The organism is Mesorhizobium sp. ESP-6-4, assembly GCF_020164735.1.
Classification (GTDB): domain Bacteria; phylum Pseudomonadota; class Alphaproteobacteria; order Rhizobiales; family Rhizobiaceae; genus Mesorhizobium.
In genome coordinates this window covers 526,810-552,124 of the sequence record NZ_JAIUGS010000002.1, presented here as the reverse complement: position 1 = coordinate 552,124, position 25,315 = coordinate 526,810, and the positions used below count along the sequence as shown (strand labels likewise).

The 25,315-nt window shown below is 63.0% G+C and carries 18 protein-coding genes; 6 read left to right on the top strand and 12 right to left on the bottom strand.

The genetic code is table 11. The features are described from left to right. Positions 1-105: 105 nt before the first annotated feature. From LB523_RS06465 to LB523_RS06440, 6 genes are all read right to left on the bottom strand, one after another. Positions 106-3,054: a hypothetical protein gene (locus LB523_RS06465; RefSeq protein WP_224601594.1), complete on the bottom strand. Its 2,949-nt coding sequence runs from the start codon at positions 3,052-3,054 to the stop codon at positions 106-108. Positions 3,055-3,578: 524 nt separating this feature from the next. Then, positions 3,579-4,436 carry a patatin-like phospholipase family protein gene (locus LB523_RS06460; protein WP_224601592.1) on the bottom strand — a complete coding sequence of 286 codons (858 nt, stop codon included), beginning with the start codon at positions 4,434-4,436 and terminating at the stop codon, positions 3,579-3,581. Further along, a complete protein-coding gene (locus tag LB523_RS06455) occupies positions 4,433-5,833 on the bottom strand; it encodes a M16 family metallopeptidase (RefSeq protein ID WP_411966438.1) in 1,401 nt (466 codons plus the stop codon). Before LB523_RS06455 ends, LB523_RS06460 begins: the two co-directional genes overlap by 4 nt. Next, positions 5,833-7,194, bottom strand: coding sequence for a M16 family metallopeptidase (locus tag LB523_RS06450; RefSeq protein WP_224601588.1), 1,362 nt, complete (start codon positions 7,192-7,194; stop codon positions 5,833-5,835). Before LB523_RS06450 ends, LB523_RS06455 begins: the two co-directional genes overlap by 1 nt. A gap of 84 nt (positions 7,195-7,278) precedes the next feature. Then, positions 7,279-7,833 carry a 16S rRNA (guanine(966)-N(2))-methyltransferase RsmD gene (rsmD, locus tag LB523_RS06445; RefSeq protein WP_224601586.1) on the bottom strand — a complete coding sequence of 185 codons (555 nt, stop codon included), beginning with the start codon at positions 7,831-7,833 and terminating at the stop codon, positions 7,279-7,281. After that, the gene (locus LB523_RS06440) at positions 7,814-9,775 is read right to left on the bottom strand and encodes a pseudouridine synthase (protein WP_224601584.1); all 1,962 of its coding nucleotides are present in this window, start codon (positions 9,773-9,775) and stop codon (positions 7,814-7,816) included. Before LB523_RS06440 ends, rsmD begins: the two co-directional genes overlap by 20 nt. A 181-nt stretch (positions 9,776-9,956) precedes the next feature. Here LB523_RS06440 and LB523_RS06435 point away from each other — a divergent pair, with 181 nt between their 5' ends. Beyond that, positions 9,957-10,412, top strand: coding sequence for a nucleoside deaminase (locus LB523_RS06435; protein WP_224601582.1), 456 nt, complete (start codon positions 9,957-9,959; stop codon positions 10,410-10,412). Between the two features lie 71 nt (positions 10,413-10,483). Here the strand turns inward: LB523_RS06435 and LB523_RS06430 are convergent, their stop codons facing one another. The 4 genes from LB523_RS06430 to LB523_RS06415 form a co-directional block, all read right to left on the bottom strand. After that, positions 10,484-11,125 (bottom strand): hypothetical protein, encoded by a 642-nt coding sequence (locus LB523_RS06430; RefSeq protein WP_411909049.1) that lies wholly within the window; start codon positions 11,123-11,125, stop codon positions 10,484-10,486. A 224-nt stretch (positions 11,126-11,349) separates the two neighbouring features. Further along, complete coding sequence (gene ileS / locus LB523_RS06425) at positions 11,350-14,313, bottom strand: isoleucine--tRNA ligase (RefSeq protein WP_224601579.1); 2,964 nt, start codon at positions 14,311-14,313, stop codon at positions 11,350-11,352. Between the two features lie 307 nt (positions 14,314-14,620). Further along, complete coding sequence (locus LB523_RS06420) at positions 14,621-15,418, bottom strand: MipA/OmpV family protein (RefSeq protein ID WP_224601577.1); 798 nt, start codon at positions 15,416-15,418, stop codon at positions 14,621-14,623. 120 nt (positions 15,419-15,538) lie between these two features. Next, the gene (locus tag LB523_RS06415) at positions 15,539-16,621 is read right to left on the bottom strand and encodes a glycosyltransferase family 4 protein (protein WP_411909048.1); all 1,083 of its coding nucleotides are present in this window, start codon (positions 16,619-16,621) and stop codon (positions 15,539-15,541) included. A gap of 192 nt (positions 16,622-16,813) precedes the next feature. Here LB523_RS06415 and LB523_RS06410 point away from each other — a divergent pair, with 192 nt between their 5' ends. The 4 genes from LB523_RS06410 (at position 16,814) to LB523_RS06395 (ending at position 21,057) form a co-directional block, all read left to right on the top strand. After that, positions 16,814-17,815: a hypothetical protein gene (locus tag LB523_RS06410; RefSeq protein WP_224601575.1), complete on the top strand. Its 1,002-nt coding sequence runs from the start codon at positions 16,814-16,816 to the stop codon at positions 17,813-17,815. 110 nt (positions 17,816-17,925) lie between these two features. Continuing rightward, complete coding sequence (locus tag LB523_RS06405; protein ID WP_224601573.1) at positions 17,926-18,891, top strand: glycosyltransferase; 966 nt, start codon at positions 17,926-17,928, stop codon at positions 18,889-18,891. Next, a complete protein-coding gene (locus tag LB523_RS06400; protein ID WP_224601571.1) occupies positions 18,891-20,318 on the top strand; it encodes a glycosyltransferase family 4 protein in 1,428 nt (475 codons plus the stop codon). Before LB523_RS06405 ends, LB523_RS06400 begins: the two co-directional genes overlap by 1 nt. Positions 20,319-20,502: 184 nt before the next feature. Further along, on the top strand, positions 20,503-21,057 hold the full coding sequence (locus LB523_RS06395; RefSeq protein ID WP_224601569.1) for an HdeD family acid-resistance protein: 555 nt from the start codon (positions 20,503-20,505) through the stop codon (positions 21,055-21,057). A 159-nt stretch (positions 21,058-21,216) separates the two neighbouring features. On the opposite strand, the gene LB523_RS06390 is transcribed toward LB523_RS06395, so the two are convergent. Continuing rightward, entirely contained in the window at positions 21,217-22,200 is a 984-nt protein-coding gene (locus LB523_RS06390; protein ID WP_224601567.1) for a bifunctional riboflavin kinase/FAD synthetase, read from the bottom strand. A gap of 32 nt (positions 22,201-22,232) precedes the next feature. Then, entirely contained in the window at positions 22,233-23,093 is an 861-nt protein-coding gene (locus LB523_RS06385) for a TIGR01459 family HAD-type hydrolase (RefSeq protein WP_224601565.1), read from the bottom strand. 306 nt (positions 23,094-23,399) lie between these two features. On the opposite strand from LB523_RS06385, the gene LB523_RS06380 reads away from it, so the two are divergent. Beyond that, the gene (locus LB523_RS06380) at positions 23,400-25,295 is read left to right on the top strand and encodes a pilus assembly protein TadG-related protein (protein WP_411966437.1); all 1,896 of its coding nucleotides are present in this window, start codon (positions 23,400-23,402) and stop codon (positions 25,293-25,295) included. Positions 25,296-25,315 lie beyond the last annotated feature (20 nt).

Genomic DNA, 25,315 nt, shown 5'->3' with positions numbered 1-25,315 from the left:
ACCAGATGCTGCCTTGGCTACCATTGTCGAAGCGACACTGAACAAAACACTCCGGTCATCCAACCTGCCTGTCGCACGTCACGGCTCGACAGGCCGACCGCTGCCTCAGCCGCCGTCATTGGCGTAGACATGCAGTATCGCCCCTTCGAAGGTCATGCCGGTATTGTTGTAGAAATCGAGCTCCTGGTGGATGAGGTTTCCGGCAAGCTCGGACCCGGCAGTGGCGGATTCGGCATCCAGTCCCACGTTCCAGGCTGTGCTGCTTGCCTTCACGGCACTCCCACCGCCCCAGTCCTCGAAGTGAGAAGAAGAATTCCCGCCATTCGTCACCTGCAGCCAGTCGATCGCCTGGTCGAGATATTTGTGCGGGCTGTTGGGATCGGAGGCATCGCCGATCGGATTCCCGGCGAGGTAGTTGAGCCAGGTCGCGACCGCGTCGCGGGCAAGGACGAAGCGTGTATCCTGCTGATCCTTGACGGACGCATCGATCACCTTGAGCGCATCGGCGTAGGAAATGAAGAACGTATCCTCACCGGCGTCGGTCAAGCCGTTCTTGTTGTAGTCGCCGATCAAGAGGCCTGGCTTGCCCGGATCCAGCGTTCCGTTGTGATCGGCATCGACAACATAGCGCAATTCACCGGAGGCGAAGTTCGGGCCGGATTTGTCGGCGCCTGCGACGCCATCCCAGAATGATTTGCCGAGATTGGTCCAGAAGCCCGGCGTGCGCACGCCGGGACCTGCGAATGATTGGACCGTCGCGATATCATTGGCGGAAACGTCATTGGTGGTATCGTCGTCATGGGCATGCACCACGACCGTGTTGGTTCGCGAGTCGGCATTGGGAAGCAAGTTGAACGAGCTGTTGGCCGTGAAGACCCAAGTCTCGTTGCTGTCGACCTGATAGTCGTTGTCGAGATCGCCGGACACATAGTGAGTGCCATGCGAACTGTTGGCCACGAAGCCGCTGAGCAGGTTGATGTCGTCACCGGTATTTCCCGGTGTGCCGTTGTCGTCGACGAGTGAGGTCAGCGTCAGCGGATCGAACGCACCGGCTGCGCTCGTGTTGGTTATCTCATAGTGATAGGTGACGTTTTGTGCACCCGACTGGACCGTTTCGGACGAGTGGAAAATACCGTCATGATCGGCATCGACCGTCTTCTCGATGGCCACTGACGGCGCGACATCCTTCACCGTCACGGTCGCGTCGTCGGTAGCATACACGTCGCTGGTGCTGTCGTCGTCATGGGCGTGCACGACCACCGTGTTGGTAATGCTGCCCGCATTGTGAGCATCGACGCCGACGGTGGCGCTGAACACCCACTTCTCGTCGCTGTCGACAAGGTAGTCGCCATCGGTGTCGCCCGACACATAGTGCGTGCCATGGTCGGAGCCGGCGACAAAGCCGGTCAGCAGGTCGATGTCATCGCTGGTGTCGCCGGGTGTCGCATCGTCGTCGATCAGCGAAGTCAGTGTCAGCGGATCGAAGGCGCCGGCCGCGCTCGTGTTGGTCACCTCATAGGTGTAGATGACATCAGCGGCCGAGCCCTCGTTGATCGAAGTCGGGTTGGCGGTCTTCTCAATGGCAATCGACGGCGCGACATCCTTCACCGTCACGGTCGCGTCGTCAGTGGCATACACGTCGCTGGTGCTGTCGTCGTCATGGGCGTGCACCACCACAGTGTTGGTAATGGTGCCGGCATTTTGAGCACCGACGCCGACGGTGGCGCTGAACACCCACTTCTCGTCGCTGTCGACGAGATAGTCGCCATCGGTGTCGCCGGTCACATAGTGCGTGCCATGGTCGGAGCCAGCGACAAAGCCGGTCAGCAGGTCGATGTCATCGCTGGTGTCGCCGGGTGTCGCATTGTCGTCGATCAACGAAGTCAGCATCAGCGGATCGAAGGCGCCGGCCGCGCTCGTGTTGGTCACCTCGTAGGTGTAGGTGACGTCAGCGGCCGAGCCCTCGTTGATCGAAGTCGGGTCGGCGGTCTTCTCAATGGCGATCGATGGCGCGACGTCGTTGACCGTCACGGTCGCAGTGTCGTTGGCGGACACGTCATTGGTGCTGTCGTCGTCGTGAGCATGCACCACCACCGTGTTGGTGATGGTGCTGCCGGTGGCATGAGCGTCAATGTTGACGTCAGCGCTGAATATCCAGGTCTCGTTGCTGTCGACAAGGTAATCGTTGTCTGTATCGCCCGACACGTAGTGGGTGCCATGCGAGCTGTTGGCGACGAAACCGCTCAACAGGTTGATATCGTCGCTGGTGTCTGCCGGCGTCGCATTGTCGTCTACCAGCGAGGTCAGCGTCAGAGGATCGCCGGCGCCATCAGCGCTCGTATTGGTCACCTTGTAGGTGTAGGTGACCGTCGTCGACTCGCCTTCATCTATTGAGGTCGGATCGACCGTCTTCTCGACCGCGACCGCGGGAGCGTGATCCACGCTGGCTTTTGCGATGACGCCCCATTCCTCAAACCCGCCATCCGAGTCACTTGGGCTCCCGAAAGCCGAATAGAGATAGACGTAGTTACCGGTTGCCCCGGCGAAGAAACTGGTCGGAATGTAGACAAACAGATCGCCCACCCCGCTGCCTGCGGGCGCATCCTTTCCAGCATCCAACTGAACCGTCACGTCACCGTCGGTGGCATTTCCATCAATATTATAGAGTAGTTGCTGCGTCTGAAGCGTCGCAAGGGTGGTGATATTTGGATCCGTCGCCGAATATATTTGTAGTGAGTTGAGCGACAGCAACGATCCCTTGTCGCTGTTCGGCTCATTGGCGTCGAGCTTGAAGACGTAGTAATCGTGGCCGTTCACGGACACTACCTGCATATCGCTCAGGAGAAGCGCATTGGTGTGCTCCTGCTGCTTGTCATCCAACGGCAGCGGAGAACCATCGGTGTTGAAGCCGCTCTCGGTGCCGTTCGCGCCAAGCACGAGGAAGCTATTGTAGTTGCCCGTGCCAGCACCGCTTTGCTGTTCAGCCGAAAATACGGTGCCGTCGGTCAAAGTCTGCGACGTTGTCCCGTTGGTCAGATCAACCACTGTGGCCATGTTCAACTCCCTTAGCGCCTAGGCGCGCCACTTGTTGGCCGCCCAAGGCGGCTGATTTACCCCATGCCAATAGCACCGAGATCGGCGCCCAATTCCGTGCGGGAGGAGGATCGACTGGCATCCAGCAGGCAGCGATCATCGGCCGGCAGCAAGTGCCACATGCAAGGTGGCTGCTCACGACTGCTGGCGGCTCGATAGCGACGGCTAAAAGCGACGGCGATCGCCGCGCTGCGTTTCCCCTACCCCAGTAGCGCAGTATCTCGTTGTTGCCGGTCTCGAGACGATTCACGCTACTATATTAGGATATTATTAACTCTACCGCAGCGTGCGTCAACGGGCAATTCGATGAAGAGTTAATGACAAACCTCAAACCAATGCGCGAATTCGGTTATTCAGCATAAAGAATACTTCGCTCTATTCTTAAGTCTTATTTTATAAGGGACCTTTGCGCCGACCGTTCAGACTTCGGTGTCAGACCTCTTGCGCAGCCATGGCACCTGAAGCGATGCGGCTGGAGGAAGCTCTCAGACCACCTTTTTGTTGCCCTGCCTGCCGCCATACGCTTCCACGGCCTTCTCCACGGCGCGCTTCAGTTCGTCCTTGATCTCCGCCGTCTCGGCCATCAGCGCCTCGATCTTGAGAAAATCGAGCACGCGGTACTTCGAGACTTTTGGACGTATCAGTATGTCGGGGCTGGACTGCTGCAGCTTGTTGGCGATGATCGACTGCATCATCAACTGCGAGGCGCCATACATCAGGTCGACCGTAGTCGGATGCTTGCGCTCGGCGTCGCTCGGCGCACCGACCACGTCGATTGCGATGACGATATCGGCATCCTTTTCGAGGAGATCGAAAGGAACGGGATTGTAGATGCCGCCGTCGATCAGCAGGCAATCATTGCGCACCACAGGGCGGAACACCGCCGGAATGGCGGCCGAGGCGGCGAGCGCCGAATGCAATTCACCTTCGGCAAACACGGCGAGCTTGTGGCCGAAATAGTCGGTCGCCGTCACCTTGAGCGGAATCTTCAGCTCTTCGAAGGTGGCGGGGATATCCTGGGGCAGGAACGCCTTCAGGATACGCTCGATATTGAACTGGCCGACGCGGATGCCGCCCTGCATGGCCTCGGCGATCGTGCCCGGCCGCGAGCGCCACATGCGCGCCGCCACTTCGGCCCGGCTGCCGAGGATCGACCGGGCGTAATCGTGAATCTCGGCACCCTTCATGCCCGACGCCATGCCGGCACCCATGATGGCGCCGATCGACGAGCCGGCGATCGCCGCCGGCTTGATGCCAAGCTCGTCGAGAGCCTCGATGATATGGATATGCGCAAGACCGCGCGCGCCGCCGCCGCCGAAGGCCACCCCGAAGGTCGGGCTCATCCCTTGCGGCCTCCCGCCACCTGAACCAGCGGCGGCCCGATGACCATCACCGCTGGGTCGGACGACAGGAGCTTCTTTGCCGCCGCCTTGACGTCGGCCAGCGTCACCGCGTTGATGAGAGCCGCGCGCCGCTTGATATAGTCGATGCCGAGATGATCGATCTGCAGCTCCACCAGCGTCGCGGCAATGGAGCTGGACGAATCCAGATTGCTGATGGCGTAGGCGCCGACCATGTATTTCTTGGTCGCCGCGAGCTCCTCTTCCGAGGGGCCGTTCTCAGCCATGTCCTTCACCACCTGGCGCACGATCGCAAGCGTTTGGGCCGCGCGGTCGGAACGCGTCGCCGTCGTCACCAGCAGCGCGTTGGAATGCTCGTGATCGACGAGATCGGAGCTGACGCTATAGGCAAGGCCGCGCTTCTCGCGCACCTCTTCGTAGAGACGCGACGTGAATGTCGAGCCGCCGAGTATCTCGTTCATCAGCGCGGCGGCGTAGAAATCGGGATCGCCTCGCTTCACGCCCGGCCAGGCAAGCTGCAGGGAGGTCTGCGGCAAGTCGTAATTCACTTCGAGCTGCTGGCCGAGCTTGGGCGTGACGTCGACAATCGGCGCCAGCGCCTGCTTGTCCGGCAGGTCGCCGAACACCTCGTCGAGCCTGCTGCTCAACGTGGCGGCGTCGATATCGCCCACCACCGCCACATGCAGGCCGCCGCGGGCGAAATTTGCTTTGTGGAAGGCCCTGAGGTCGTCCGCAGTGATGGTGGCGAGGCTGTCTTTGTTGCCCTCGTCCGGCCGCGCATAGGGATGCTGGCCATAGATCGCGCGCAGCCAGCGCTGCTGGCCGATCGTGTTGGGATCCCGTTCGTTGGCGAGGATGCCGGACAGTATCTGGGCGCGGATGCGGTCGATCGGCGCCTGGTCGAAGCGCGGGCTGTTCACTGCCAGCTTCAGCAGGCCGAAAGCCTCATCCTTCTGCTCGGACAACATGCGCATCGAGCCATAGGTGCCATCGCGGGCGGCCTGAAAACTCATCTCGGCGCCGGCATCGTCGAGCTTCACCTGGAAGCCCTCGCTGTCGAGGTCGCCGGCGCCCTCGTCGAACAGCCCGGTCATCAGGTTGACCAGGCCTTCCTTGCCGGCCGGATCCTGCGCCGTGCCGCCGTCGAAGACGAAACGGATCGCAACCAGCGGGATCGAATGGTCTTCCACCAGCCAGGCGGTGACGCCCTTCTTGGACTTCACCTCCTGGATGTTCATCTCGGCGCGCGCGGCAAGCGCCGGCAAAAGCAGGAAGAACAGGGCGAAGCAAAGTATGGCAACGGCGCGATAGACGCGCCCACCTTCTCCCCTTGTGGGAGAAGGAAAGGTGCTCGTGCGGCCAAGAACCATGCTCATCATCAATTCCCCGCCTGCTGCTGCGGCAAGAGATAGCCACTGGTTGAGCGATCGAGCACCAGATAGCGGGCGGCGACGGCCTTGACTTCATCGGCGGTTACCTTGCGGATGCGGTCGGGCCATTCCTGGACGTCCTTGACGTTGCCGCCCGTCGCAAGCGTCGAGCCGTACATGTTGGCCATGTCGTCCTGCTTGTCGCGCGCAAAGATCATGGAGCGCACATAGCGGGTCTTGGCCCGCTCCAGCTCATCGTCGCTCACGCCATCCTTGACGATGCGGGCGATCTCGGCATCGACCGCCGCCTCGATATCGACAAGCTTGGCGTCGCCGCGCGAGGCGCCATAGACGGTGAAGTTGGTGGCGTCGAGCATGGTGCCCTGGAAGTAGGCGCCGGCTTCGGAAGCGATACCCTGCTTGACGACGAGCTGCTGGTACAACCTGCTGCGGTTGTCGCCGCCGAGGATCTCGGCAAGCAGGTCGAGCGCCTCGGCTTCGCCGGGCTTGGCCGTATGATAGGATGGCACCACCCATTGCGTCGAAAAGCTCGGCACCGAGACGCGAGCGTCGGTGAGCGTCACCGTGCGCTTCGTGTTCTGCTCGGGCTCGACGGGGCGGATGCGCGGCCGCAGGTCCGGGCCGCGGGCGACCTTACCATAGGTCCTTTCGGCCATCGCCTTCACCGCGTTGGGATCGACGTCGCCCACCACCACCAGCACGGCGTTGTTCGGCCGATAATAGGCGTCGTAGAAGGCTTTCGCGTCCGGACGGTTCAACTGCTCCATCTCCTGCATCCAGCCGATCACCGGAATGCGGTATGGCTGGTTCTGCCAGAGCGTCGCGTCGACCTCCTCGTCGAGCACCGCCTGCGGGTTGCCGTCGATGCGCGAGCGGCGCTCCTCCAGGATCACGTCGCGTTCGGTCTTGATGACATCATCGGTCAGGATGAGGTTGCGCATGCGATCGGCCTCGAAGCCCATCATCTGCTCGAGCGCCGAAGGCGGCACCGTCTCGTGAAAGGCGGTGTAGTCGTAAGAGGTGAAGGCGTTGTTGGAGCCGCCGATCTCGGACACGGCTCGGTCGAACTCGCCGGCGGCGTGGTTGGTCGTGGCCTTGAACATCAGGTGCTCGAAGAAATGCGCGATGCCGGATTTGCCGGGCGGCTCGTCGGCGCTGCCGATCTTGTACCAGACCATGTGGGTGACGATCGGGGCGCGATGGTCCGGGATGATGACCACTTCCATGCCGTTGTCGAGCAGGAAATCCTTGACCTCGCCGTCATCGGCCGCGCGGACCGGAGCGGCCGCGGCAAGCGCCAGCGCGCCCGCCAGAAGCGCTGCGCGCAGCCCAATCCCTGTTTGTCTCATCAAGTTCTCCGGTCGCGGTTGCGCGACGATAGGCAAGGTTCGCTGGTGAGGCAAAGTGATTTGTTCGGCATTTTCGAGGCGAGGCTAGTTGGCCTCGATGAAGCGGATGACCGTTTCGCCGTAATTGCGCTCGTCCATCACGGAAAAACCGGCGCCCGGTTCGAACGCCGCCGAGGCAGCCTCCTCGACGACACAGAGCGCGCCAGGCAGAAGCCAGCCGCCGGCCTTGGCCGAGCGCAGCGCGCGCTCGCCGAGCCCTTTGCCATAGGGCGGGTCGGCGAAGATCAGGCCGAAGGGCGAGATCGTGCCGGCTTCGCCCAAATGAGCGGCGTCGCGACGAAAGATTTTGGTGCGGCCGGTGAGCCCATAGGCCTCGACGTTCTCGCGGATCAGGCCTCGCCCTTCGGTCGATTCTTCGATGAAGACGCAGTAGGAGGCGCCGCGCGACAGCGCCTCAAGTCCGAGCGCGCCGGTGCCGGCGAAAAGGTCGAGCACGCGGCCGCCCTCGAGCTTTTCCGCGTAGCGATGCGCCAGGACGTTGAACACCGCCTCGCGGGTGCGGTCGGTGGTCGGGCGGATGGCATTGCTTTTCGGCGTCGCCAGCGGACGCCCGCGGAATTCACCGCCGACGATCCGCATCGCCGCCCCTCTTCGGACCGCGCGGCCTGTCGCCGCCATCGCCTTCAGGACGCTCGCCGCGAGGCTTGCCGAACGGCTTCGCGCCCGGCTTGCCCTTGCCGCCCGGCTTGTAGGATGCCTTGCGCGCCTTCGCCTCGGCGGCCTTGGCGGCATCGGCCTCCGCCCTGCCCTTGCCGATCGGCCGGGCGCCCGGCGCCATCCAGACATTGGCCTTGCGCTGGCCCGGCGGCTCGATCGGCCGCTGCTCGCGCTCGGATTTCTTGCCCCCAAACCGCGGCTTGTCGCCGAAACCGCCGCGGTCGGATTTCGGGCCGCGCTCGCCGAACGCCCTGTCCGGCCCAAATGCCCTGTCCGGCTTTGTCGAGAGCTTGCTCAGCGCCTCGTCGCGGCTGCCTTCGCGGCGCTTGCGCGCCTTGATCAGCCCGCCCTCGCCGATCGGTCGATGGTCGCCGTCGCGCGTGAATTTCGGCCGGTCGGTCTCTTCACGGCGAGGCCCGCCGCCGCGCACCGGCTTGTTGGAGAACGGCTTTTGGATCTCGGCATCGAAATTGGCGCCGGACTCCTCGATCAGCCGCTCGCCAAGCTGTTCGCGCAACACGCGGCCCTTGATCTCGAGCACATGGCCCTCCGGCAGGTCCTCGAGCTGGAACGGCCCGTAGGAGATGCGGATCAGCCGCGTCACGTCGAGGCCAAGCGCGCCGAGTATGTTCTTCACCTCGCGGTTCTTGCCTTCGCGCAGGCCGAGCGTCAGCCACGCATTGGAGCCCTGCTCGCGATCCAGCGAGGCTTCGATCGAGCCGTAGAAGACGCCGTCGACGGCGATGCCTTCGCGCAGGCCGGCGAGCGCGCTCTCCTCGACCTTGCCGTGGACGCGCGCACGATAGCGCCGCAGCCAGCCGGTCGCCGGCAATTCGAGCACGCGCGACAGCCCGCCGTCATTGGTCAAAAGCAGCAGGCCCTCGGTGTTGATGTCGAGCCGGCCGATCGTCATCAGCCGCGGCAGGTCGGGCGGCAGCACGTCGAAGACGGTCCTGCGGCCTTCCGGATCGCGGTTGGTCGTGACGACTCCCGCCGGCTTGTGGAACAGGAAGAGACGCGTGCGCTCGATCGGCGGAATCTCGGTGCCGTCGAGATGGATGATGTCGTCGGCGCCGACATTGAAGGCCGGCGAGTCCAGCACCTTGCCGTTGACCTTGACGCGGCCGGCCGCGATCAGTTCTTCGGCGTCGCGGCGCGACGCGATGCCGGCGCGCGCCAGCCGCTTGGCGATGCGCTCGCCGCTTTCCGATGCCGCTTCCGAGGGCCGCGGCCGTGGCTTAAAGCCGCCTTCCGGTTTTCTTGCGACGCTATCGCGCTGCGGACGATCGCTGAAGTCTCGCTTCGGCCGGTCGGCGAAATCGCGTTTGGGGCGGTCATCGAACGCGCGCTTGGGGCGGTCGAAACGTCGTTCGCTCCGCTCGCCTTCGGCCGCTACCGGCCGGTCGCCCCGCGGCGTATAGGGCTTGCGGCTATCACGCTTGTCGAAGGGCTTGCCGTCGCGCGGCGGACCGTTGCGGAACGGCCTGTCACCACGCTCCCCGCCTTCCCCCGTTTCACGCGGCTTGTAGCTGCGCTTGAAGTCGCGGGCCGGGCGCTCACCTTCGGCCGCCATCGGCCTGTCGCCGCGCGGTGTGTAAGGCTTGCGGCCATCGCGCTTCTCGAAGGGCTTGCCGTCAGGGCGCGAACCTTTGCGGAACGGCTTTTCGGCACGCCCAGCGCCCTCGCCCGTTTCGCGTGGCTTATAGCTACGCTCGCCATGGCGGCGCTCGCCTTCGGCAGCCGCGGGCCGCTCGCGCTTGGCGAACGGCTTCTTGGCGCCGTAGGCCGGCTTGCCGTCTCGCCGGCCCGCCGGTTTCGAGCCGCCTTTGCGCGGCCCGCGTGGAGATTTTTTGTCGTCGTTCATTACTTCGCTCGTCTTCACCTGCTACAGCGCAGCACGCCCTTTCGGACGCCCAGCGCAGGCGGTGTCATCTTGATTATTGCGCATATGCCAGCGCGGCAAAAACCGATTCCGGTTTTCAAGGTCTCGCGCTAGATAACAGGATCGCTGTCGGGTGGCGAGGAGTAATCGGAATGGAGACCGCTTGAAACGACCGGATTTCATGGCCCTGGCGCTTGAAGAGGCCGAAGCGGCCGGCGGCCGCGGCGAAGTGCCGGTCGGCGCCGTGATCGCGAATGGCGGCACGGTGGTCGCGAAAGCCGGCAACCGCACGCGCGAATTCTCGGACCCGACCGCGCATGCCGAGATGCTGGCGATCCGCGAGGCCTGCCGGAAGCTCGCAAGCGAGCGTCTCACCGGCCACGATCTCTATGTGACGCTGGAGCCCTGCGCGATGTGCGCCGGCGCGATCTCCTTCGCCCGGCTGCGGCGGCTCTATTTCGGCGCCGCCGACGAGAAAGGCGGCGCCGTGGTCAACGGCGCGCGCTTCTTCGCCTCGCCCACCTGCCATCACGCGCCGGATGTCTATGCGGGGATCGGCGAAAGCGACGCCGCCCTCATCCTCAAGGATTTTTTTCGCGAGAAACGGGATGGCGGGTGAGGTGTAGTGAGTAGTGGTTAGTGAGTAGTGAGTAGGTCACTACTGACTACTGACTACTGACTACTGACTGTTCACAGCCCCAGCCAGTCGAACCAGCCGCCCTTCTTGCCTTCGGCCTGCGCCTTGAGACGGCGCTCCTTCTTGTATTCGTCCTCGCCGAGCTCGTTCTGCGGCGCGGTGGCGGCCGCCTGGCGATAGGCAAGCGGCGGCTCGCTCAGATATTTGCGAGTGGTCGGATCGCCCTGCTTCTGTTCGGCCAGCCGGCGCTGAACCTCGGCGCGGCGCGTGGCGCTGGAATCATCCGGCGACCAGCGCGGCGGGTGGCTGGAACCCGAATCCGCCATCGCCTTCTTCACCGCTTCGGGATCGGTCTGGACATCCTCGGCCGCTTCAGGCTGGTAGTTCGGATCGTTCTGGTGCGCGGTGGCGTCGGCGCGGATGCGGGCGCGGCGCGCCTCCGGCGATTCGGGCCAGTCGGCGCTCGCCGTCTGGATGCTCTGCTGCGGCGCGGGCAAGCTTTCCTTCTGCCCAGGAGCTGGCTTCACCAGTTCAGGACGCGGCTTGTAGTCGATCGGATCGCGACGCTTCGGCGTGATCGCGGCAGCGCCGGAAACATCATCGAAGAGCTGCGCGGCAGCGGTCTTGCCGGTCCCGTAGGTGGGCGAGCTCACGCAGCCGGACATTGCGATGGCCGATACCACAAGCGGCGCCATCAGCGCGGCGCGCGCAAACGTTCTGTCGGTCATGCCAAAAAGTCCCACTCTAACAGCCTTTCGGTCGCCACCGGCCAAGGGCACGGTCCCCTGCTTCCCCGCATTTGCGATGGAAATCCGGCGACAATTTGTCTGCCGGAGTGTCGCGTGTTTACCTCAACCGCTCGTCAAGGGCAACGCACGGGCGGGTTTCCGGCCACCCGGCGCGCTGCTTTTGCACCGGCTTATAGACGGCCAAGCGCCTTCAGCTCGTGCAGCACGGCCGCATCGCGGGCCGAAACGTCCGGGAATTCCGGGTCCTGGCCGACATCGGCGGTGTAGCGCCAGGAGCGCGCGCATTTGATCAGACCGCGATCCTCGGCTTTCTCCACCACCACCGCCACGCCCTTGACGTCGTCGAGCGTGAAGGCGCCTTCCGGGGCTTTGCCATGCTTGACGACGAGGTCGCTGGTGATCGCCATCTCGGCCATGTCGACATCGGCGATCGCTGCTTCCAGCACCGCGTCGTCGAGCGTCACCACCGGCACCGCTTCGAGCGACGAACCGATCAGCTTCTCGGCGCGCGCGATCTCAAGCGCGCCGGTGACGACACGGCGCACTTGCCTTACCTTGCGCCATTTCTCGGCCAGCGCCTCGTTGCGCCAGTTCTGCGGGATCGACGGGAACTGATCGAGATGCACCGATACGGCTTGCGGATGGCGGTCGAGCCAGGCTTCCTCGGTGGTGAAGGGCAGCATCGGCGCCAGCCACTTCACGAGGCATTCGAAGAGGTGGCGCACCACCTGCACGGCCGCCCTGCGGCGCAGGCTCGACGGCGCGTCGCAGTAGAGCGTGTCCTTGCGGATGTCGAAATAGAAGGCCGAAAGCTCCACCACCATGAAGTCCAGCAGCGTGCGGGTGATGCGCTTGAACTCGAACGCGTCGTAGCCCTGGCGCACCACCTCGTCCAGCTCGGACAGCCGATGCAGCATCAGCCGTTCCAGTTCCGGCATCGCCTCGACCGGCACATCCTGGCCGTCGTCATGAGCGAGCGTGCCCAGCATCCAGCGGATGGTGTTCCTGAGCTTGCGGTAGGCGTCGATATTGGTCTGCAGCACGTTCTTGCCGAGGCGCTGGTCTTCCCAATAATCGGTCGTCACCACCCAAAGCCTCAGGATATCGGCGCCGGACTGTTTGATGACGTCCTGCGGCACGACAGTGTTGCCGAGCGACTTCGACATCTTGCGGCCTTCCTCGTCCATGGTGAAGCCATGGGTGATGACCGTGTCGTAAGGCGCCCTGCCCCTGGTGCCGCAGCTTTCGAGCAGCGAGGAATGGAACCAGCCGCGATGCTGATCCGAGCCCTCGAGATAGACGTCGGCCGGCCATTTGAGATCCGGGCGGTCTTCCAGCGTGAAGACATGCGTCGAGCCGGAATCGAACCAGACGTCGAGGATGTCCATCACCTGGTGCCATTTCGAGGCATCGTGATTGCCGAGGAAGCGCGCCTTGGCGCCCTCAGCGAACCAGGCGTCGGCGCCTTCCTTCTCGAAAGCGTCCATGATGCGCCGGTTGACGGCCTCGTCCTTCAGCACATTGCCGTCCTCGTCGGCGAAGACGGCAATCGGCACGCCCCAGGCGCGCTGGCGCGACAGCACCCAATCCGGGCGCTCCTCGATCATGGCGCGGATGCGGTTCTGGCCCGCCGCCGGCACGAAGCGGGTGCCGTCGATCGCCTTCAGCGCGCGACCGCGCAGCGTCGTGCCGTCGCCAAGGTCCTTGTCCATATAGACGAACCATTGCGGCGTGTTGCGGAAGATGACCGGCTTCTTGGAGCGCCAGGAGTGCGGATAGCTGTGCTTCAGCCGGCCGCGCGCGAAGAGCGCGTTGCGCTTGATCAGCTCGTCGATGACCGCCTGATTGGCGTTGCCCTTCTTGCCGTTGTCATCAATGACGCGCGCCGCACCGCCCTCGCGCCCGGGGCCGAAGCCCGGCGCGTCCTTGGTGAAGAAGCCGGCATCGTCGACCGTGAAGGGGATCGCGGTATCGACGCCGCGCGCCCTCAGCTCGCTCGCGGCTTCCATCCAGGCGTCGAAATCCTCGCGGCCATGGCCGGGCGCGGTGTGCACGAAGCCGGTGCCAGCATCGTCGGTGACATGCTCGCCGGCAACCATCGGCACCGGGAATTCATAGCCGCCGCCGAGCCCTTTGAAAGGATGCGAAAGCGTAAGCTTCCCAAGCTGTTCGGCCGAGACGCTATGAAGCCTGTTGAACGTGACCTTGGCCTTGGCCGCACAGTCCTCGGCCAGCGCGTCGGCAAAGATCAGCTTCTCGCCGGGCTGCGGACCGAAGGCGTTTTCGGCCGCCGTCACCTCATAGAGGCCATAGGCGATGCGCGGCGAATAGCTCACGGCGCGGTTGCCGGGGATGGTCCAGGGCGTGGTCGTCCAGATGACGACATGCGCCTCGACCAGATCGAGCGCGGCCTCGTCCAGCGCCGGCGCGGCGCCCGCGACCGGCTGGGCAAGACTCGCGACCGGAAACTTCACCCAGATCGTGTCGCTCTCATAGTCCTGATACTCGACCTCGGCCTCGGCGAGCGCGGTACGCTCGACCACACTCCACATCACCGGCTTCGAGCCGCGGTAGAGCTGACCGGACATGGCGAATTTCAACAATTCCCCGGCGATGCGCGACTCGGCATGGTAAGCCATGGTCGTATAGGGATTGTCGAAATCGCCGATGACGCCGAGGCGCTGGAACTCGTCGCCCTGCACCTTGATCCAATGAGCCGCGAAGTCGCGGCATTCCTTGCGGAACTCGTTGACCGGCACCTCGTCCTTGTTCTTGCCCTTGGCGCGATACTGCTCCTCGATCTTCCATTCGATCGGCAGACCGTGGCAGTCCCAACCCGGCACGTAGTTGGCGTCATAGCCGCGCATCTGGAAGGAGCGGTTGATGACGTCCTTGAGGATCTTGTTCAGCGCATGGCCGATATGGATGTTGCCGTTGGCGTAGGGCGGGCCGTCATGCAGCACGAATTTCTCGCGGCCGGCGGCCTCCTCGCGCAGCTTTCTGTAAAGGTCCATATCCTGCCAGCGCTTGACCAGGCCAGGCTCCTTCTCAGGCAGGCCGGCGCGCATGGGGAAATCCGTCTGCGGCAAATAAAGCGTTTTGGAATAGTCGATCGTCTCAACAGTGTCGGTCATTGATCTGCCATCTCAGGGGTACCCGACGACAAAAGCCGGGCGTTCAGGTCTTGCCTTGACGCATATCGTTTTCCCAAAAACGAAGCCCACTTCGGGCGATATGCATTGGTGTTCATGAAAAAAACGCGAGGGGCGCGCGCGAAAACTCCCGGCGGCTCCAGCGGCGCTCAGGCCGCCCGGAACACCGGGCCCGTAATTCGTATCGCGATCGCGAAAAGGCGCGAAAAGCTCGTCATGGCGTGGCTTTTAGCGGATGGCGCGGCAGGAATAAAGCGCGGATTTCAAGGCATGAGGCCGCTTTCGTGACCTACATCGTGAAATTGAAGCGGTAAGTGGTCGAGACACCGAAGGTCCACTGGTTGCGGTCGCCCCGTTCCTTGACCAGGCTGGAATCGGCAGCCGGCCCCATCAGGCGCGAATATTCGGTGAAGACGCTCGCCGTCATCGGCTCGGTCACCTTCCAGGTGATCGCGCCGCCGAGGCCTGTCGACTTCACACCGCCGCCCGGATGGTACTCGCTCAAGCCCGAAGCCGCCGCTTCCTTGGCATTGACGCCGTAATAGGCGTCGAAATAGTCCGACGAGGCGAAGGAAACGCGCGGACCGCCGGAAATGCGAACGGTCGGCGTGATGTCGTAGAAGGCGTCGGCCGCGATATCGGCGACGAAGCCGTTGTGGGAGCGGATGCCATGCCGCAACTCGGCCCGCGCGCGCAGCCAGTCCAGCGGATAAAATTCGAAGAAGCCGCCCACCTCGCCGCCGAAGCGCACCGGATCGAGCCCCTTGAGCTCATCCTTGCTCTCGCGCGAGAATATGAATTTGCCGGTCAAGCCGGCGCGAACGGAACCGTCATCGATCAGCGCCAGCGAGATGTTGTCGTTGCGCGAGGTGAAACGCGCCTCCGGACCGACCTTGCCGAGCGAAATGATCGGCTGGGCGCTGAGCATGTATTTCTTGCCGCCCTCGAAATTCGGCGCGACCAGCGCTGTGGCGCCGAGTGTCAGATACCAGTCGCCGGATATCCAGCTGCCCTCGCCAGCCTGGGCGGACGGCGCGGTGGACAGGCCCATGGCGACGGCCAGCGGAATCGTCCCGAGAATACGCATCGTCACCCCTTACGCGAAACGCGCCGGCAGCACCACCTGCCAGCGCTCAAGCCATGCCGTGCGTTCGGTAAAATTTGACTTAAAGTCATGACGTCGGAACCAGCGGAATCGACGGACGAATTAGGCGACACGCCGGGTGCGGCGAGACGTCTCTATCAGATCGCAGGCCGCTTCCAGTCCGCCGGTAAGCGGGTTCGATGCCCCGTAGGCAAGAGCCGCCTTGTGCCATTGCGCGGGGACCGCCGGGTTGCCGGCCTTCAGGATTGCCTGCCGCCAGATTTCAGGATCGTCGCGGTTGGCCACAACCAGCCCCGCTCCGCTGGCTTCGACATATTTTGCATATCCGCAGGCGTCCGATGCGATGACGGGCAAGCCGTTTGCGAGTGCTTCGAGGATCACCGTGCCTGTATTTTCAAGACGAGCCGGATGCAGCATGAAATCGCTTGCAACCACAATCGCCGGAATGTCTTCCTGGATGCCCAGCAGGGTAACCCGTTCCGACATGCCGGATTTGGCAATCAGGGCGCGAAGTCGCGTTTCCTCCTCGCTTCCTTTTCGAAGACCGGCGATCAGCCAATGGATATCCGGGAACGGCTGCAGGCCCTTTACCGCCCGATCGAGACCCTTCACCTTCAATCTGTTGGCGATGGTCAAGGCAATGACGGATTTGCGGGGAAGCCCAAAACGATCGCGGATCTCATTGCGGTCGACAGTGAGCAGTTCCGGTCTGCGGCGTTTCGGATCGAGCGTCGGGCCGACGACGTGAATGCGCGATTCCTCGGTTCGCCAGAAGTCTCGGTAAAGCGCTGCCTGGTTTTCGCTGAGCGCAATGATCTGCACGGTGTTGCCAGGGGCAAAGATCATCGATTCGAGATTCTGCTGGCGCATGAAGCGGGGCGAAAACGGCCGCCACCATCCGAGCTTCGACACAAAATAGGGCGGATCGCCGGCATAGTAGATGTCCAGACCCGCCATCTTGTTGAAACCGACCACGCAGTCGAAGTCGCGCCTGGCCGTCAGCACCGACCTTCCCAGCGCATATTCGGTGCCCGGATTGGAGAGAACCCTTGCCGGCTGGATTTTTATCGTAGCCGAACTCTCGACATGACCGACCTGGCGCGTCGTCAGGATCGTCACGCTGTGGCCGCGCCCGACCAATCGGTCGCTGATATTGAGACAATCCCTCTGCAGACCCCCATTCATGAAGAGGGTAGAGATTGCGCAGCAGATTCTCATCGCGTTTTCCGGAGCGCCACCCCACCCCCAGGTCAGATCGGAGAGAGACCCCGGGTGCGCCCCAGACTTCCCCATTCAAACAAACACGCCGGGCGCTCAAATGTTGGTCGTGTTGAAAAGACGCATATGCTGTATATAGCCCGTTATCAAGAGACCTGGATGCTGTTGCATTCGAGCTTTTTCAAAAAACTCAATTGGAGCGCGCATGAAAATTCCACGGGGCGATCGTGGCTGCCAAGCCGGGTCCGACTGAAAGCCGCGGCGGCCGTGCCAAAGGCCCTGCGCGAATATGACTTGCGGCAATGGCTGAGGCTGCAGCCGCTGCTGCATGCCGTCAAGAGTGCCCGTTACCGGAAAATCGACCGGAGGTTTCTGCGTCAGCCGCTCAAGAATGGCGACATCCAAGGGATCCGTGCCGCCGCCCGCGATCGGTGTGTCCTGATTACCGTCGCTTTCGGCGATGCTCAGTGCCTGGAATTGCAGTTGCGGCTGACGAGACGATTCGTTCGCCATGATCTCCACATCGTTGCCGACAACAGCATCAGCGAAGCTTCCGCACGCGACAACAGGCAGGTATGCGCAACCCATGGCGCCGCGCATGTCAGGCTGCCGACCAATCCGTGGACCGCAAGAAGCCCGAGCCGGTCCCATGGCGCGGCGCTCAACTGGATGTGGCACAATATTCTGAAGCCTGCCGCGCCGACCGCGTTCGGATTCCTGGACCAGGATCTTTTCCCGACGCAGCCATGCGACCCTTTCGAGCCTCTTGAAGTTGCGCCGTTTCACGGCGACCTCCGCAGGGCAGGCTCGCGATGGTATTTGTGGGCTGGCTATTGCTTCTTCCGATTCGACGCCGTCGGCCGCAAGCCTCTCGATTTTGGGCTCGACTGGTTCGCCGGCCTCGACACCGGCGGAGCCAACTGGGAGGCGCTCTATCGGTATGTGGATCCGAGCACAGTTCCGCAACGGCCGATAACCGCATTCGCGGCCTTGCCTGGGGTTGAGCTCAGACGGGCCTATTGCGAATGGCGGGGAAGCTGGCTTCATGAAGTCGGCCTCGATGGCGACCTCTCGTTGAAGGCGAAAAAGCGTGAGGCGGTGCTGCGGCTGCTCGCGCCCGCATTTGAGGTCCCGCTCGGATCGGCGCGACAAGGAAATTGACGGTCGACAGACCGAGGAAACTTTGGAATTGGAATTTTGAAGCTAGGCTGCCGACATCCGAGAATTCAACGGCCATTCGGTCGCGGCCGATCATCGCAAGGAAAGTTCCATTGCCGACAGTAAGCGTCATCATTCCGGTGCGAGACGGCGCGCAATATGTCGGCGAGGCCCTGCAAAGCATCCTGGACCAGGATCTGGCGGATATCGAAATCATCGTTGTAGACGACGGATCTTGCGACGACAGCGCCGCGATCGCGGCATCGATCGGCAACCGTGATGGCCGCGTCAAAGTTGTCGCCAACCACGGCAAGGGGATCGTCGATGCGCTGAACATGGGGATTTCGCTCGCGCGGGCCCCTCTTGCCGCGCGCATGGATTGCGACGATATCTCGCTATCCGACAGGTTGCGCCTGCAGGTGGCGTGTTTCCAGGCCGACGCCGATTTGCAGTTGCTCGGCACGGCGGGATTGCAGATCGACCGGGACGGAAACCCGTTGGGGCCGATAGACGTTCCGGCCGGCAACGACCAGTTGCGGGACGCGCTTGCCAGGTACAATCCGATGCTTCATCCGACGGTGATGTTCCGGACCGAGACCGTCCGGCGCGCGGGAGGTTACCGTCGGGCGTTCACCTATGCCGAGGACTACGATCTTTGGCTGCGGCTTTCCGAGACCGGAAAACTGGCCAACATGGATGCGCGGCTCGTGAAGCTGAGATCGCATCCGGGACAGGTATCGCGCATGAAGCAGGATCAGCAGAAGGCGGCAGCGGCCTTGGCCAGGCAGTCGGCGCTGCTGCGTCGCAATCGCGCCGAGCCGTTCGACACCAACGGCCAACCCGCCGAGGCCATCGCGAGCTTTCTGGTATCGCGCGCCGCCACCGGGGTCGGCATCTCCAGCCTGGAAAGACGCGACATCGAGTTGCTGTTACGAACCGCGGGCATACCCATGGCCGTCACTTGCAAGCTGCTGTTCCTGGCGGCTGTCGGCGCCCCTTCCTTCAGGACGCTTGCGCTGGGACCTCGACTGGCCTGGCGCAGGATGATCGCGCGCCCTGCAAGAATTCGGCCCAGCTGATGCGGCTTGTCGTCGATCTCTCGAGCATGGTGCGCTGGCTCGGCCCCCCGGTCGGCCTGGTCCGCGTGCAACGCCACTACGCAGCCGCGGCGGCCGCATTCAAGGCCTCCGAGGTGGCATTCACGGTGTTCGACCCGATCGAGCGGGTGCTTAGACAGGTTTCGCCGACCATGGCGGCGGAGATCATCGCCGGCGACATTTCGTGCGACATGAGCTTTTACCCGGACCCTGCCCGCTTCAAGACGCGGTTTTACGATCGCTGGCCGAACTGGGCCCGGCGGTCGCTGATGGCGATCATCAGACCGCGCCGGATCCTGATAATGGAAATCGGCGCGTTCGGCCGACGCAATCCCGGCAGCCCTTTGCTTCGTTTCCTCGAGCGGATCGAAAACCGGCTGATGAAGGAAACCGAGCGGCGGCAAGTCGCTGGCGTGGGCGGTTCACGCGCCCGGATCGTCCCGCTCAGGACCGTGGCCGGCAACAAATACGACCTTTCGCCCGGCGACCATCTGCTCTTGATGAACAACGACTGGGCGCACACCGATATCGAGGTCATTTCGCGTGAGGCGCGCTTGGCCGGCGCAAAGCTGATCGTGCTGTTGAACGACATCATTCCGATCCAGTTTCCCGAATGGTACAAGCCGCACGACGTCAAGAGATTCACGGATTATGTGGATCTGGCGATGAGGCTGGCAGACCGTTTCATCCTGACTTCGAGGCGCGTCACCACCGATGTCGTGGAATATGCCGCCAAGCGCGGCATCCACCTGCCGCAGCTGGAGCATGTCCCTCTCGGCTGCGACAGTGCCCGCAAATCGAAGGCGGACGGCCGCCTGCCGGATGGGCTCGAGACGGATCGCTACGTCCTCTTCGTTTCCACCATCGAACCGCGCAAGAACCATTCGCTGCTGATGGATGTCTGGACGCGCCTTGTCCTTGACGGAACGGTCGCGCATAGCGGCATGAAGCTGGTTTTCGTCGGCCGCAGCGGCTGGATGGTCGACGGCATCCTGGCCAAGCTTCACGGCCATCCTGCCTACGGCAAGAGCCTCGTTCATCTCGACAACGTCGATGACGATACGCTGTCCCTTCTTTACCGCAACAGCGCGTTCTGCGTGTACCCGTCGCTCTATGAGGGATATGGGCTGCCGCCTGTCGAGGCGCTGGCCTACGGCAAGGCGCTGATCGCCTCGACGGGCGGAGCCATCGCCGAAGTGGTCGGTTCGTCGGGACTCTGCCTTGATCCGCTCGACGTCGAAGGATGGGAAAACGCGATGCGGCAGTGGATCACTTCGCCCGCGGCCCGTGCTCCGTACGAAGCGAAGGCCACAGATTTCGTGGCGCGAAGCTGGGAGCAGGCCGGCCGGGAGACGCTGGAGGCGACGCTGGCGCCCTTCCCGGACGAAGTCCAGCCGCCGCCAGATTGACGATCTCTGCACGCCCGCCGATCGCGGTCATCCGGCCGACGCCGGCCAAGTCGGTTCGTCGGCAAATGGCGGCCTGACGAAGGCGGCGCTTCGCACGCGCCGCGCTGCTCGCTGGACGCTCAAGTTCATCGGGACTACCTTCCTTTCACCCGCAAGCGGCGCGGCGACATCGGAGGGAAAGATCATGACCTTGCAAGGCGATGCTCTGAAAGACGCGATCGGCCAGACGCGGGACAAATGGGGATGGTTTGTGGCGCTCGGCGTGTTGCTGCTGATCTTCGGCGGCATCGCTTTCGGCAATCTGTTCATCGCCACCGTCGCTTCCGTCTATGTCGTCGGCTGGCTGATGCTGATGGCGGGTATCATCGAGATCATCCACGCCTTCGGGGTCAAGACCTGGGGACGTTTCTTCTACTGGCTGCTGAGCGGCCTGCTCTACGCCGTCGCCGGCTTCTTCGCCTTCGACAACCCGTTGCTCGCCTCGGCGGTGCTGACGCTGCTATTGGCCATCGCGCTCGTCGCTTCGGGGCTTTTGCGGTCCTGGGTGGCCTTCCATCATCGGCCGCAGCAAGGCTGGGGATGGCTGCTGGCGGCCGGCATCATCACCATTCTGCTCGGCCTGATGATCGCCATGGGTTGGCCGGTGAACAGTCTTTGGGTGCTTGGCATCTTCCTGGCGATCGACCTGGTGTTCCAGGGATGGAGCTTCATCGCCATCGGGCTGGCGCTGAAGCGGTAGGCCGCAAGCGGCGATCCAGGGTGTGTTGAGATTCAGGTCAGGCCGAGCCGAGAACGGCGGTTTCCGAGAACCGGAGCGGAGCGTACTTCTCGTACGTGAGCACCGGAAGCGCAGGAAACCGTCGTTCGCAGGCCGGCATCACCTGAATATCAACGCAGCCTAGAACGCGATTTCGGCGTCCAGTTGCGAAAGCGGGCGCACGCCCTTGAGCAGCGCTCTCGCCTCGGCCTTGTCTTGTTTCATCTGCGCCACCAGCGCGTCGAGACCATCGAATTTGAGCTCCGGGCGCAGGAAGCCGAAGAACGACACCTGGCAGGTCTCGCCATAGAGATCGCCGGAAAAATCGAAGACGTAGGTTTCGAGCAGCGGCGCGCCATTGTCGTCCACGGTGGGACGCCGGCCGAAGCTGGCAACTCCGTCATGAAGCGCGCCGTCGGCGCGACGGAAGCGGACGGCATAAATCCCTTCCTTCAAGGCCGCTTCCGGCGAAAGCCGCATATTGGCGGTCGGGAAGCCGAGAGTGCGACCAAGCCGCTGACCGCCAATCACCTCAGTCTCGACGGTGAAACGGTAGCCGAGCAGGCCGGCGGCCTCCTCCACCTTGCCTTCGGCGAGCAGGTCCCGGATGCGGCTCGATGAAACCACCTCCGCGCCTTCATCGCGGAAGGCGTCGACCAGCGTCACGCCGAAGCCGTGCCGTTCGCCGGCCGCCATCAGAAAGGCCGGCCCGCCCTGGCGGTCCTTGCCGAAATGAAAGTCGAAACCGGTGACGGCGTGGCGGATGCCGAGGTTCTTCTCCAGCACATCGGTCACGAAAGCCTCGGGCGAGAGCGAGGCAAAATCGCGCGTGAACGGCTGCTCGACCAAAGCGGCAAAGCCAAGTCCGGCGAGCAGCCGCGCCTTCATCGGCGGCGGCGTCAGCACGAAGAGTGGCACCTGTGGCCGGAACACCTTGCGCGGATGCGGCTCGAAGGTGAGCACCAAAGCGGGCACGCCATTGCGGGTTGCTTCGCTCAGCGCGCGCTCCAGGACGGACTGATGGCCGCGATGGACACCGTCGAAATTACCGATCGCCACGACGCCGCCGCGCAGATGCGCGGGCAGCGGCGCGACAGCCGAAAGACGTTGGAAGGCTTGGTTCATGTCGAGGCGCCCGTCATGGCCAGACCTCCAACCTATTGCAGACGCGCAATGACGGCGACCGGCCGGTAGCCGTGCTTTTCAAGGAAGCCGGCCAGCCTTTCAGGATCGGGGCGGAGCGGATCGCCATAATCGCGAGCGTGAATACCGCCCGAGACATAGAGCACGTCAAAGCCGTTGTCGGCCGCGCCCTTGACGTCGGTCATCATGCCGTCGCCGATGGCGAGGACCTCGCTTCGCTCGACGGCGCGGCCAAGAAGGCCGGCGACCTCCTTCATGGCGACATCATAGATCGGCGCGAAGGGCTTGCCGGCAATCAACGTACGGCCACCCAGCTGCGCGTAATCTCGCGCGAGCGCGCCGGCGCACCAGATGGTGCGCTCGCCGCGCTCCACCAAGATATCCGGATTGGCGCAAATGAACGGCAGATTGCGGGCACGCAGCCGCCGCAGCAGCTCCGCATAGTCGGCGGGCTTCTCGACCTCGTCGTCATAGAGGCCCGTGCAGACGATGCCCGAGGCCTCGAATTCCTCGACCAGATCGACGTCGAGCCCATCGTAAAGGCTGAAGTCGCGCTCGGGACCGATGTGAAAGATCTTCCTCGGTCCTTCCGCGATCAGGTCGCGGGTCACATCGCCTGATGTGACGACGTGGTCAAAGGCGTCGGCGGGTACCCCGATGACCTTCATCTGGGCGACGACGTCGGCGCTGCGGCGCGGCGAATTGGTTATGAGCACGACAGGCACATTGGCCGCGCGCGCCCTTGCAAGCGCCGCGGCAGCGGCCGGAAAGTGCCATTCGCCATTGTGCACGACGCCCCATACGTCGCACAGTATGGCGGCGTAGCGCCCGGCAAGATCGTCGAGCGAAGCGATGATGTCAGGCGAATCCGCCATGCCGTGTCCCTGATTTCGATCCTGACAAGACCGCGACAGCCATTCTTCAGTTCAGAGGACGCCACGGCCGGTCCCGCATAACCGAAGCGCTTCATCCTGTCACCAGCTTTCCGGCATCGGCCTTCGACGGCGCGTCGGTGCACAGGGTTAATGCCCGGTCAAACGACCGTACGATCTTGACGCTTCGAGGGAGCTAAAATTTAACGATTCATGGATCATGCTAAACGAGAAACTATAGGATCCTGGCGGGGGCTAAGGGCATTGATCCGCAAATTCCTACGCGACAGACGAGGCAACTATGCCTTGATGACGGCCGTCACCATGATACCGCTGATGGGCGGGGTGGCGCTTGCGGTCGACTATACCGAGCTCATAAGGGAGCGGCAGGAGACGCTGAACGCGCTAGACGCCGCCGGCATCGCGACGGCACAGCATATCGTCGCCGGCGCCACCGACGCCGAAGCCAAGGCCTATGCCAAGACATTTTTCGAGGCCAATCTGAGGCACGTCCTTCCGGCGAACACCACGCTGACGGTCACCTTGCCCAACAACAATGCGGGCGGCGGCACGCTGGTGCTCGAAGCCGCCCTGAAGTACCAACCTTACTTCCTGCCGGCCGCGGTCGCATTGCTTGGCGGAACGCCGGGCCAGACGAACGTCAACTTCTCGGCCAGATCTGAAATCCGCCTTAAGAACACGCTGGAAGTGTCGCTGGTGCTCGACAATTCTGGCTCGATGGCCGAACTCGGCCACGGCTCGAATCAAGTACGTTTCGACCTTCTGAAGAGTGCCGCCAAGCAGCTTGTCGACCAGTTGTCGGGGCAAGCGCAGCTGATGAAGCAGATTTCCAAGCCGGTTCAGTTCAGCCTGGTTCCGTTCGCCGCCTCGGTGAATATAGGCCCGGCCAACTCGACGGCGGCGTGGATGGATCAGGATGGCATCTCGCCCATCCAGCACGAGAATTTCGACTGGACGACGATGACCCAGGGGAATTCGCCCTGGCCCCAGAGATATGTCGAGAAGGTCGGCAGCATCTGGTATGCGCGCGGCACCGATTGGGATCCCACCCAAAAAGACAAGCCGCTGACGCGCTTCTCGCTCTACAAATGGATGCAGCGAATTTCGGCTTGCACCAAAGATTCGAACAATGTTTGCACGTCCAATATAACCTACGCGCCGATCGCGAGCTGGAGCGGCTGCGTCGAGTCGCGCCCCTATCCGTACAATATCCAGGATACGGCCGCCTCGACCTCCACACCGGCGACGTTGTTCGTGCCGATGTTCGCGCCTGACGAGACCGACTATACCGACGGCTACTCCCGGCCCGCAAACAACAATTGGCATCTCGACGTGACGTCCAGTAGCGACAGCCCGACACCGACGCGCCAGAAATACATGCCGAAATATTTCAACTACGGCAACAAGGTCACCCCCGCCTACGGCAACAATGCCGGCCCGAACACCAGTTGCAGCACGACCGCGATCACGCCGCTGACCGATGTCTCCACCTCTGCCGGCGCCACCACGGTCAAGAACGCGATCGACGCCATGGTCGATGTCGGCGCCACCAACGTGCCGGAAGGCATGGCCTGGGGCTGGCGGACGCTTTCCAGCACCGCGCCCTTCACCGAGGGACGCCCGGAAACACAAAAAGGCAACGACAAGGTTCTGATTGTGCTGACCGACGGGGCCAATACCTATTACACGCCGGATTCGGTGAGTGCCCAGTCGTACTCCGGCACCTACTACAGGAGCGGCGGCAACGATCTTTCCGGCAACAAGGCCATCTATTCCGCGCTTGGATATCTTGCCTATGGCAGCCAGACCAAGCCGTTCGGAAGCACCTACACCTATGGCCGGCCATTCCTCGGCACCAGCATCAATGTCAGCAAAAGCGATTATTCGAACGCCAACTACACCAAGGCCATGAGCGAGCATCTGGCAACGCTGTGCGACAACGCCAAGGCGGCCAACATCATCGTTATGACCATCGCGCTCGATCTCGACTCCACCAACACGGCCGAAGCGGCGCAGATGGCAGCGCTGAAGACCTGCTCGTCGGATTCGCGCTACGCTAAGGATCCAGCGGACCCGACCGGCAAGACGCCGAAGAAACTGTTCTGGAACTCGACCGGCGCCACGCTGTCGGACGACTTCAAGGCGATCGGCAACGAATTGTCGAACCTGCGCATCGTCAGCTGATCTGCTCGGACAAGCGATCG

Coding starts and splice junctions, on each gene's coding strand:
- LB523_RS06465 (WP_224601594.1), bottom strand. CDS start 3,054: ATGGCCACAGTGGTTGATCTGACCAACGGGACAACGTCGCAGACTTTG.
- LB523_RS06460 (WP_224601592.1), bottom strand. CDS start 4,436: ATGAGCCCGACCTTCGGGGTGGCCTTCGGCGGCGGCGGCGCGCGCGGT.
- LB523_RS06455 (WP_411966438.1), bottom strand. CDS start 5,833: ATGATGAGCATGGTTCTTGGCCGCACGAGCACCTTTCCTTCTCCCACA.
- LB523_RS06450 (WP_224601588.1), bottom strand. CDS start 7,194: ATGAGACAAACAGGGATTGGGCTGCGCGCAGCGCTTCTGGCGGGCGCG.
- rsmD (WP_224601586.1), bottom strand. CDS start 7,833: ATGCGGATCGTCGGCGGTGAATTCCGCGGGCGTCCGCTGGCGACGCCG.
- LB523_RS06440 (WP_224601584.1), bottom strand. CDS start 9,775: ATGAACGACGACAAAAAATCTCCACGCGGGCCGCGCAAAGGCGGCTCG.
- LB523_RS06430 (WP_411909049.1), bottom strand. CDS start 11,125: ATGGCGCCGCTTGTGGTATCGGCCATCGCAATGTCCGGCTGCGTGAGC.
- ileS (WP_224601579.1), bottom strand. CDS start 14,313: ATGACCGACACTGTTGAGACGATCGACTATTCCAAAACGCTTTATTTG.
- LB523_RS06420 (WP_224601577.1), bottom strand. CDS start 15,418: ATGCGTATTCTCGGGACGATTCCGCTGGCCGTCGCCATGGGCCTGTCC.
- LB523_RS06415 (WP_411909048.1), bottom strand. CDS start 16,621: ATGAATGGGGGTCTGCAGAGGGATTGTCTCAATATCAGCGACCGATTG.
- LB523_RS06410 (WP_224601575.1), top strand. CDS start 16,814: ATGCTGTTGCATTCGAGCTTTTTCAAAAAACTCAATTGGAGCGCGCAT.
- LB523_RS06400 (WP_224601571.1), top strand. CDS start 18,891: ATGCGGCTTGTCGTCGATCTCTCGAGCATGGTGCGCTGGCTCGGCCCC.
- LB523_RS06395 (WP_224601569.1), top strand. CDS start 20,503: ATGACCTTGCAAGGCGATGCTCTGAAAGACGCGATCGGCCAGACGCGG.
- LB523_RS06390 (WP_224601567.1), bottom strand. CDS start 22,200: ATGAACCAAGCCTTCCAACGTCTTTCGGCTGTCGCGCCGCTGCCCGCG.
- LB523_RS06385 (WP_224601565.1), bottom strand. CDS start 23,093: ATGGCGGATTCGCCTGACATCATCGCTTCGCTCGACGATCTTGCCGGG.
- LB523_RS06380 (WP_411966437.1), top strand. CDS start 23,400: ATGACGGCCGTCACCATGATACCGCTGATGGGCGGGGTGGCGCTTGCG.